General features: G+C 51.4%; 10 protein-coding genes. All 10 read left to right on the top strand.

What is annotated here, in order from left to right; translation table 11 throughout:
* Positions 1-248: 248 nt before the first annotated feature.
* Entirely contained in the window at positions 249-1,799 is a 1,551-nt protein-coding gene (locus KO508_RS18730) for a 2-isopropylmalate synthase (RefSeq protein WP_216009761.1), read from the top strand.
* Positions 1,800-2,606, top strand: a complete 807-nt coding sequence (locus tag KO508_RS18725; protein ID WP_216009760.1) for a 2-isopropylmalate synthase — start codon at positions 1,800-1,802, stop codon at positions 2,604-2,606.
* A gap of 83 nt (positions 2,607-2,689) precedes the next feature.
* Complete coding sequence (rimI, locus tag KO508_RS18720) at positions 2,690-3,094, top strand: ribosomal protein S18-alanine N-acetyltransferase (RefSeq protein WP_216009759.1); 405 nt, start codon at positions 2,690-2,692, stop codon at positions 3,092-3,094.
* Between the two features lie 87 nt (positions 3,095-3,181).
* Positions 3,182-4,762 carry a peptide chain release factor 3 gene (prfC, locus tag KO508_RS18715; protein WP_216009758.1) on the top strand — a complete coding sequence of 527 codons (1,581 nt, stop codon included), beginning with the start codon at positions 3,182-3,184 and terminating at the stop codon, positions 4,760-4,762.
* Positions 4,763-4,785: 23 nt separating this feature from the next.
* On the top strand, positions 4,786-5,559 hold the full coding sequence (locus KO508_RS18710) for a TatD family hydrolase (protein ID WP_216009757.1): 774 nt from the start codon (positions 4,786-4,788) through the stop codon (positions 5,557-5,559).
* A gap of 212 nt (positions 5,560-5,771) precedes the next feature.
* Positions 5,772-6,200 carry a 50S ribosomal protein L13 gene (gene rplM, locus KO508_RS18705; protein ID WP_144780435.1) on the top strand — a complete coding sequence of 143 codons (429 nt, stop codon included), beginning with the start codon at positions 5,772-5,774 and terminating at the stop codon, positions 6,198-6,200.
* Between the two features lie 12 nt (positions 6,201-6,212).
* On the top strand, positions 6,213-6,605 hold the full coding sequence (gene rpsI / locus KO508_RS18700) for a 30S ribosomal protein S9 (RefSeq protein ID WP_070970125.1): 393 nt from the start codon (positions 6,213-6,215) through the stop codon (positions 6,603-6,605).
* A 244-nt stretch (positions 6,606-6,849) separates the two neighbouring features.
* On the top strand, positions 6,850-7,443 hold the full coding sequence (petA, locus tag KO508_RS18695) for a ubiquinol-cytochrome c reductase iron-sulfur subunit (RefSeq protein ID WP_216009756.1): 594 nt from the start codon (positions 6,850-6,852) through the stop codon (positions 7,441-7,443).
* Positions 7,443-8,675, top strand: a complete 1,233-nt coding sequence (locus KO508_RS18690) for a cytochrome b (RefSeq protein ID WP_216009755.1) — start codon at positions 7,443-7,445, stop codon at positions 8,673-8,675. The genes petA and KO508_RS18690 overlap by 1 nt, the downstream gene beginning before the upstream one ends.
* On the top strand, positions 8,675-9,430 hold the full coding sequence (locus tag KO508_RS18685) for a cytochrome c1 (protein WP_216009754.1): 756 nt from the start codon (positions 8,675-8,677) through the stop codon (positions 9,428-9,430). The genes KO508_RS18690 and KO508_RS18685 overlap by 1 nt, the downstream gene beginning before the upstream one ends.
* Positions 9,431-9,441 lie beyond the last annotated feature (11 nt).

Raw genomic sequence — 9,441 nt, 5'->3', positions numbered from 1 at the left:
TGCCAGACATTGAGTTACTCCGCATCGCATTTGATTTTGTACACACAGTATATCACTGGGGTCTTTAAGGGGCAGTGTCTTGGTTGCATGCTGAACCAAAACTCAGGCATAAAAAAACCCCCACCGGCTATCCGGAGGGGGTTTTTTTATGCCTGAGTTTTGGTTCAGCATGCAACCAAGACACTGCCCCTTAAAGACCCCAGTGATATACTGTGTGTACAAAATCAAATGCGATGCGGAGTAACTCAATGTCTGGCAACGATCATCTGGTCATATTCGATACGACTCTCCGGGATGGCGAGCAAAGCCCCGGCGCGACCATGAACAAAACGGAAAAGCTCCGTATCGCGAAGGCGCTTGAAAAGCTTCGTGTAGATGTCATTGAGGCAGGGTTTGCAATCGCAAGCCAAGGTGATTTTGAAGCTGTTAAGTCTATTGCCGAGACTATAAAAGACTCAACGGTTTGCAGTCTTGCACGAGCCTTGGACAAAGACATTGATCGGGCAGCAGAGGCGATTCGCCCTGCGGAGCGGGGGCGTATACACACATTTATTGCTACGTCTCCTATCCATATGCAACACAAACTGCAAATGCAGCCTAGCGAGGTCATTGAACAGGCTGTTGGCGCCGTAAAGCGCGCGCGCAGCCATGTTGAGGATGTTGAATTTTCCTGTGAGGATGCCGGGCGCTCGGAGTTGGATTTTCTGTGCCGAATTATTGAGGCAGCCATAGACGCAGGCGCTAACACAATCAACATTCCTGATACGGTTGGCTACGCAATTCCTGAGCAATTCGCCGAAACTATCCACCAGTTACTCAACCGCATCCCCAACGCTGATAAGGCAATTTTCTCTGTGCACTGTCACAACGACCTTGGACTCGCGGTTGCCAACTCTCTGGCCGCAGTAACACGAGGGGCCCGTCAGGTGGAGTGCACAATCAACGGTTTGGGTGAGAGAGCTGGCAATGCGTCGCTAGAAGAAATTGTGATGGCCGTTCGCACTCGACAAGATCTGTTTAATATAGAAACCCAAGTAGACGCTCGTCATATTGTTCCTGCTTCGCGCTTAGTCTCTACGATCACTGGTTTCCCAGTTCAGCCCAATAAGGCCATCGTAGGCGCAAACGCCTTTGCTCATGAGTCCGGTATTCATCAGGATGGCGTGCTCAAGCACCGCGAAACCTATGAAATCATGCGTGCAGAAGATGTAGGTTGGCATACAAATAGTCTAGTACTGGGTAAGCACTCAGGTCGTAATGCTTTCCGCACCCGGCTGCTGGAGTTGGGTATACAGTTTGAGACCGAAACAGAACTGAACGAAGCGTTTACCCGTTTCAAAGCCTTGGCCGATCTGAAACATGAGATTTTCGACGAGGATCTTCAGGCAATTGCCAGTGATACTCGGCAGAAAGACGAAGAGGGACGCTATGGTTTGGTGTGCCTACGAGTGTGCTCTGAAACAGGCGTCGTACCGAGTGCTACGCTCACATTAACAATGGATGGAAAGGAGCACAAAGTTGAGGCTGAAGGCAGTGGCCCGGTAGATGCTGCTTTTAAAGCTATAGAGTCATTGGTTGATTCTGGTTGTAATCTGCAGCTTTACTCCGTAAACAACATTACCAGTGGTACCGACGCTCAGGGTGAGGTTACTGTCCGTTTAGAGCGTGGTGGGAGAATCGTAAACGGCATAGGTGCCGATACGGATATTATTATCGCTTCGGCGAAGGCTTACATTGAGGCACTTAATCTAATCAGTCGTGGCGGGGTTCGGCAGCACCCCCAGGTTGCGGATGTTTAAATGATTCAGACCGAGGTTCAGCGGCAGTTTTACCTTAGCGCCGCAGGTATTCGCCTGTGGTACGCCCGCGCGCCTTTGCCGGGCGCCGCACCTAGCCCGGAGTTTCGATTGCCGGAGCTGGACGAGCCGGTTTACTCGTCAACGCCAGCTCCTATAAAGCCTCATTTTCCCAAAGGGCAAGCGCCCTCGCCTAAAGAAGAAAAGAAGGGTGCGCAACGGATAGCTAGCCTCCAGGCGTTAGTGGGGGGGAGTGCAAAGTCCACGCTGGCAGACCCAAAAGAACAGTCTTCCCAAGCAGCTTCAGGTGCCCCCCTCAATGTGCCGGATGACACTGGCCAAACAGGGGCGGCGGTCGAGGCGCAAACAACCCAAGTATTGAATCTGAGCCTAGGAGTATTTGCTGGGGCCAATTACGTTCTCGTTGCGCATGTATCCAAAGAAGCGAGTTTAAGATTACAGGAAACCCTTGCGATCAACATACTGAAGAGTCTCGGAGAGGCGCAACCAAGACCTTTAGAGTGGATCCGTTGGCCCGTGTTTAATAACCCCCTTGTGCGGGGTAATTCAACAGCGGGCTTCGTTGCTGTATTGCATCACGTGCTGCGCGACGTAGGCGACCGAAAGATAGTTGTTCTTGGCGGTGATAGTTCGAGTGTTGAAGCGCCAGGTGCGGAAAATGTTTGCGTAAATAGGGCGCTCGAACGGTCACCTGATTTAACCTTCGACCACTCACTGACCGAACTGGCTGGCAGCTCCGGTTTGAAGCGCTCGTTGTGGCATCAACTTAAACTTTTGGTTGCAAAGTGAAGCGCAGTGACCAAACTTCAAACGGACCTTACGATGGGGGCGAGGTTGTTCTCGGGCCTTTAAGGCCGGAGGATTTGCCAGACATGCTTGAGATAGAGCGCCAAAGTTATTCCTACCCATGGTCCGAAGGCATTTTTTTAGATTGTTTCAAGTCCAGCTATCGTTTATGGGGAGCGACACTCGAAGGATCGCTAGTCGGATATGCGATTGTCTCCTACATACTTGATGAGGCTCACCTCCTGAATCTTTGCGTACACCCTCGCTCTCGAGGTCTTGGCGTAGGCAAACTGCTTTTGCGACACCTTACGACAGAGGCAAATCGTGAGGGTATGAATCAGGTTCTCCTTGAGGTTCGTTTAAGCAACAAGGCTGCAAGCAAGCTATACCGTAGCGAAGGGTTCGAAGAGATAGGTCGTCGCCCTCGTTATTACCCTACGCTCTCGGGGCAAGAGGATGCGAGGGTTATGTCGTTGCTCCTATCTCCATGAAGGTTATCGCTTGTGTTCGCGTAATCACCCCTTAGCCCTTATAATGCCAGCCTTTCCCGAACATCTGACGCAGGTTGCTCTTCGACTATGTCTCACCTTTCCCAGGAAGTGGCCAAGCGCCGCACCTTTGCCATTATTTCTCACCCGGACGCCGGTAAGACCACCATTACCGAGAAGGTCCTGTTATTCGGGCATGCTCTTCAGAGAGCGGGTACGGTCAAGGGTAAGAAGTCCGGCCAACATGCAAAGTCTGACTGGATGGAAATGGAGAAAGAGCGGGGTATATCCGTAACTACATCTGTGATGCAGTTCCCTTATGGTGGGAAGTTGGTGAACCTGCTCGATACGCCGGGTCACGAAGATTTCTCGGAGGATACCTACCGAACCCTTACAGCCGTGGACTCTTGCTTGATGGTAATCGACAGCGCAAAGGGGGTTGAGGAGCGCACGATCAAGTTGATGGAGGTTACCAGACTCCGAGACACACCTATTATCACCTTCATGAACAAGTTGGATCGAGATACCCGTGATCCGGTCGAGCTGATGGATGAAGTTGAGGACGTACTGAAAATCGCCTGTGCACCTATTACCTGGCCCATTGGCATGGGTAAGAGCTTTAAAGGGGTCTATCACCTGCTCCGCGACGAGGTCATTCTTTACCAGAGTGGACATGGCCATGAGATTCAGGACGTTCGAGTGATAAGAGGTCTAGACAACCCCGAACTTGATACAGCAATTGGTGGATACGCTAAAGATCTGCGTGATGAAGTCGAACTGGTAAAAGGCGCTTCTCATGAATTCGATCAGGAAGCCTTTCTGGCGGGCGAACTGACGCCGGTGTTTTTTGGTACAGCCTTGGGCAACTTTGGTGTAGACCACATGTTGGATGGCTTGGTGAGCTGGGCTCCAGAGCCTCAATCGCGCGAGACGGATCAGCGGCTAGTGCGGCCTGATGATCAAGGTTTCTCCGGTTTCGTTTTTAAAATTCAAGCAAATATGGACCCCCAGCATCGGGACAGAGTAGCGTTTATGCGCATAGTCTCGGGCAAATACAGTCAGGGTATGAAGGCTCGCCATGTGCGGATTGCAAAGGATGTGCGTTTTTCCGATGCGTTGACGTTTATGGCGGGTGATAGGGAGCAAGCTGAAGAGGCTTATGCAGGTGATATCATTGGGTTGCACAACCATGGAACTATCCAGTTGGGGGATACTTTTACAGCTGGCGAGGATATGAAGTTCAAAGGCATTCCAAACTTTGCGCCGGAACTGTTCCGCCGCATTCGTCTTAAAGATCCACTCAAGGCGAAGCAGTTGCAGAAAGGGCTAATTCAGCTTTCGGAAGAGGGTGCAGTGCAGGTTTTCCGGCCGTTGCGAAATAACGATCTAATTGTCGGTGCGGTGGGTGTTCTTCAGTTTGACGTTGTGGTTAGCCGCCTTAAAACAGAATACAAAGTTGAAGCGGTTTATGAGCCTATCAACGTTGCAACCGCCCGCTGGGTCACCTGCACGGATGATCGTAAACTAGACGAGTTTCAACGCAAGAATAACGACAATTTGGCACTCGACGGTGGTGATCGTTTGGCCTACATCGCGCCCACAATGGTTAACCTCAATCTGGCGCAGGAGCGCTATCCAGATATTGAGTTCCATAAAACCCGGGAGCATTGATCTCTTATTGGTCGGAGGTTGGTTTGAAGTTGGTGGATGCTCACTGTCACTTCGACTTTCCACGGTTCGATGGCTGTCGCGCAGCTGAACTTGAGGCTGCCAAACAGGTCGGCCTTATTGGGTTGGTAATTCCCGGTGTTAAACGCCAGGATTGGGGGCGGGTTCGAGATACCGCTCTGGCGCACACCGGTCTTTATTATTGCCTTGGAATACACCCGTGGTTTGTTAATGAGCATTCCGCTGAAGACCTCGATCGCCTAAGCCAGACTCTACGAGCTAGGCCAGAATGTTGCGTGGCGGTGGGGGAATGCGGGCTGGACCGCCTTCGCGGCAATATGAATGATCAGTATCCTTGGTTCGAGGCTCAGATTGCGCTGGCGTCTGAGTTGGGCTTAACTTTGGTGATTCACTCGGTAAGGGCTCACGACGAGGTTCATGCGACATTAAGGCGGATGAACTGGAGCGGTCGGGCGTTGCTGCATGGGTTTTCTGGAAGTTTTCAGCAGGCCAAGAAGTTGATTGATCAGGGGGGCTTTATCGGCGTGGGTGGTGTCATCACCCACTCCCGCGCTAGCAAGACCCGCGATGCGATTGCGCGCTTGCCCTTAGAATCTCTTGTGCTCGAAACAGATGCGCCGGACATGGCGCCGAAGGGCATTGAGGCTGGCTCCAACTCCCCGCTTTATCTTCGCAGGATTCTTGATAGCCTCTGTGAGATAAGGGGCGAGCCGCCTGATCAATTGGCGGGCGTACTGTTTGAAAATACGGAGCGGCTTTACGGCAAATCTCTATGGTAAGGACTTAACAATAAAACAATTCGGTGCAGGGTTGGTTTTCAATATTCGTTCGAGTATACTTCGCGCCCTGGCTTTTCAAGGCGATGTCACTATCTCAGCCCCGAATAGTGTCACTGCCAACTAAATTACAGGTACAGAACCTCCTCCGGGTGTACTACACTTTCCGGTGGCGGTTTTTAACGTTTCTTTTTATAGCGTTCAAGGCGGAATCAATGAAGACTCTGAGTGCGAAACCAGAAACCGTAAAACGTGACTGGTACGTTGTAGACGCAGCCGGCAAGACGCTGGGTCGTCTGTCAACCGAAATCGCCCGTCGTCTGCGGGGCAAGCATAAGCCTGAGTACACCCCTCATGTAGACACTGGCGATTACATTGTTGTTATCAATGCGGGCCAGGTGCGGGTTACCGGCAACAAAGCATCTGACAAGATGTATTACAGTCATACCGGCTTTCCGGGTGGGATTAAGTCTATCAGCTTCGAAAAGTTGGTCGACAAAGCGCCTGAGCAAGTAATTCAGAAGTCTGTCAAAGGCATGCTTCCGAAAGGCCCGCTTGGTCGCGCCATGTTCAAGAAGCTGAAAATCTATGCCGGCGCTGAGCACCCTCACACAGCCCAGCAGCCCAAAGAACTCGACATTTAACGGAAGGCGGATATGTCTGTAGCACAAAATTACGGTACTGGTCGCCGCAAAACGTCCACGGCTCGGGTGTTTATCAAGCCGGGAAGCGGTAATATTTCTATTAACGGTCGCACTATCGAAGACTTCTTCGGTCGTGAAACTCTGCGAATGATCGTGCGTCAGCCTCTGGTTGTTGCCGAGTCTTCAGATCGCTTTGATATCAACATCACTGTCAAAGGTGGTGGTATCAGTGGTCAGGCAGGCGCAATTCGCCACGGTCTGACCCGCGCTCTGATGGATTATGATGAAACTCTGCGTCCAGCGTTGCGCAAAGCGGGTTATGTAACTCGTGATGCTCGTGAAGTTGAGCGTAAGAAAGTTGGTCTGCGTAAGGCGCGTAAGCGTCCTCAGTACTCCAAGCGTTAAGTTTCGCTGGAGCAGATCTCAAAAAAACCCGGCTATTTTGGTCGGGTTTTTTTGTTTCAGGGTCAATGATAGTCAAATTGATCTGGAGCAGAGAACCGGCTCTGGTGGCGTCTTTCTGACTTGTAAGGACATGGTAATTTCATTACCATTTGAGCGCTTATAATTTTGGATTGTGAAGTCCTTTTCGATGCACACTGTCGGCTTTCTTGCGGGCTGTGACATCGCCTGATGGGAGAAAACCATAATGAATAATGGCGACGTGAGCCAAGGTCGACGCCGCTTCCTTATCGGTGCTACGGCTGCGGTAGGTGGAGTTGGCGTCGTCGGTGCGGCAGTCCCTTTCGTGGCATCCTGGAACCCCAGTGCCAAAGCGGAAGCGGCTGGTGCGCCGGTAACCGTCAATATCAGTAAGATTGAACCGGGTCAGCAAATCACTGTTGAGTGGCGGGGTATGCCAGTCTGGCTTATCCGTCGGACCGACGAAATGGTGGGTAACATAGAAAAGCTCAACGATAAGGTGAAAGATCCTCAATCCGAAGCCCCCCAGCAACCAGATTACATTGACGGCATACTGCGGTCGCTCCGGCCTGAGATGGCTGTTCTCGTCGGCTTGTGCACTCACTTGGGTTGTGTGCCTTCCTATCGCCCGGAGGTTGCGCCTGCAGATCTGGGGGATGAGTGGCTTGGTGGCTTGTTCTGTCCTTGTCACGGTTCCCGCTATGATATGGCCGGACGGGTCTACACGGCGCAGCCTGCACCGCTGAACCTTCAGGTTCCGCCTCATCGGTACGACGATGACGTGACTCTTACGATTGGACTTGATCCGGAGGCAGCGTAATGCAGAAATTATTGAATTGGGTAGATGAGCGTCTACCCGTTGTTGATGCCTGGAATAAGCATCTTGCAAAGTATTATGCGCCGAAAAATTTCAATGTCTGGTATTTCTTCGGCTCTCTGGCAATGCTTGTTCTGGTCAATCAGCTGGTAACAGGCGTCTGGCTTACTATGAGCTACAACCCGACAGGCGAGGGTGCGTTCGCTTCCGTTGAGTACATCATGCGTGATGTGCAGTGGGGCTGGCTCTTGCGTTACCTGCACTCTACAGGTGCGTCTGCTTTCTTTATTGTGGTTTATCTCCACATGTTCCGTGGTCTGATGTACGGCTCGTACCAGAAGCCCCGTGAGCTGATCTGGCTGTTCGGTATGTTGATTTATCTGGTGCTGATGGCAGAAGCTTTCATGGGCTACTTGTTGCCTTGGGGTCAGATGTCCTACTGGGGTGCGCAGGTTATCGTCAACCTGTTTGGTGCCATCCCCGTTATTGGTGAAGATCTGTCGCTGTGGATTCGTGGTGATTACCTGATCTCTGGAATCACTCTGAACCGATTCTTTGCGTTGCACGTGGTTGCTTTGCCGATCGTGCTGCTTGGTCTCGTTGTTCTCCATATTCTTGCCCTTCACGAAGTGGGTTCCAACAACCCGGACGGTATTGATATCAAGAAGAACAAGGATGAAAACGGTATTCCCAAAGACGGTATCCCGTTCCACCCTTACTACTCTGTACACGACCTGGTGGGCGTAGCAGTGTTCTTCTTTATCTTCTTTATTGTGGTGTTTTTCTTCCCGGAAATGGGTGGACTCTTCATCGAGAAGCCGAACTTCGAACCTGCAAATGCGCTGAAGACACCTGAGCATATTGCGCCTGTCTGGTACTTTACGCCTTTCTACGCGATGCTGCGTGCGGTCACGGTTGACCTGTTCGGTTTGTCCGCGAAGTTCTGGGGTGTTGTTGTTATGGGTGGTGCGATTGCCATTCTGTTTGTCCTGCCGTGGTTGGACAGAAGCCCTGTTCGCTCTATTCGTTATAAAGGTTGGTTGAGCAAAATTGCATTGGCATTGTTTACAGTTAGCTTTGTTATTCTTGGTTATCTGGGGCTTGTGCCTGCAACCGAGGGTCGTACCACGTTGGCTCAGATTTTGACCGTTGTGTACTTCCTCTACTTCATTTTGATGCCGTTTTATACGCGCATGGAAAAAACCAAGCCAGTACCAGAGAGGGTGACAGGATAATGAGAAAGCTGATTTTTGGTCTTTTCATCGCATTCCTGCCGGTTCTCGGGCTGGCAGCCGGTGCTGGCGTTCCGCTCGATCATATTGAGACGGACCACACCGACAAGGCGTCTCTGCAGCGAGGCGCGGCCATGTTCACGAATTACTGTATGGGATGTCACTCCATGGAGTACGCGCGCTACAAGCGAGTGGCCGAGGATCTTGAGATTCCAGTTGAGCTCTACGAGGAGAATCTGATTTTCACTGGCGCCCAGATAGGCGAGTTGATGAAGAACTCCATGAATAAAGACATGGCGGCGGATTGGTTCGGTGCTCCGCCACCGGATCTTACGCTGGAAAGCCGTCTTCGTGGCGAGTCTTGGGTGTACTCATACCTGCGTGGCTTTTATAAAGACGACTCACGCCCGCTGGGTGTAAACAACGTGGTGTTCGACAAGGTAGGTATGCCCCATGTGTTGGTTGATCTTCAAGGTCTATGCGCGGTCGAGCCTAATATAGGCAAGAAGGCCAGTGTCGAGCCCTTGAGCGGCAACATTAATCACAGCAGTGCCTGCCCTGAGTATGCTACTGAAGGCAGTATGACGGGCGCTGAGTTTGACCGCGCCATGTACGACTTGACTAACTTCATGTCTTACATGGCAGATCCAATCAAGGTTGAGCGTGAGCGCCTCGGGATCTTTGTATTGATTTTTGTCGCTATTTTCTTTGTATTCGCCTATCTGCTCAATCGTGAGTACTGGAAGGACGTGCACTGATAAATAGGGTA

Source organism: Marinobacter salexigens (assembly GCF_018860765.1).
Lineage (GTDB): Bacteria > Pseudomonadota > Gammaproteobacteria > Pseudomonadales > Oleiphilaceae > Marinobacter > Marinobacter salexigens_A.
This window is presented reverse-complemented; position numbering and strand designations above follow the sequence as displayed.

What these genes read in the sequence shown, in the direction of transcription:
- KO508_RS18730 (WP_216009761.1), top strand. Translation starts at nt 249, where the DNA reads ATGTCTGGCAACGATCATCTGGTCATATTCGATACGACTCTCCGGGAT.
- KO508_RS18725 (WP_216009760.1), top strand. Translation starts at nt 1,800, where the DNA reads ATGATTCAGACCGAGGTTCAGCGGCAGTTTTACCTTAGCGCCGCAGGT.
- rimI (WP_216009759.1), top strand. Translation starts at nt 2,690, where the DNA reads ATGCTTGAGATAGAGCGCCAAAGTTATTCCTACCCATGGTCCGAAGGC.
- prfC (WP_216009758.1), top strand. Translation starts at nt 3,182, where the DNA reads ATGTCTCACCTTTCCCAGGAAGTGGCCAAGCGCCGCACCTTTGCCATT.
- rplM (WP_144780435.1), top strand. Translation starts at nt 5,772, where the DNA reads ATGAAGACTCTGAGTGCGAAACCAGAAACCGTAAAACGTGACTGGTAC.
- rpsI (WP_070970125.1), top strand. Translation starts at nt 6,213, where the DNA reads ATGTCTGTAGCACAAAATTACGGTACTGGTCGCCGCAAAACGTCCACG.
- petA (WP_216009756.1), top strand. Translation starts at nt 6,850, where the DNA reads ATGAATAATGGCGACGTGAGCCAAGGTCGACGCCGCTTCCTTATCGGT.
- KO508_RS18690 (WP_216009755.1), top strand. Translation starts at nt 7,443, where the DNA reads ATGCAGAAATTATTGAATTGGGTAGATGAGCGTCTACCCGTTGTTGAT.
- KO508_RS18685 (WP_216009754.1), top strand. Translation starts at nt 8,675, where the DNA reads ATGAGAAAGCTGATTTTTGGTCTTTTCATCGCATTCCTGCCGGTTCTC.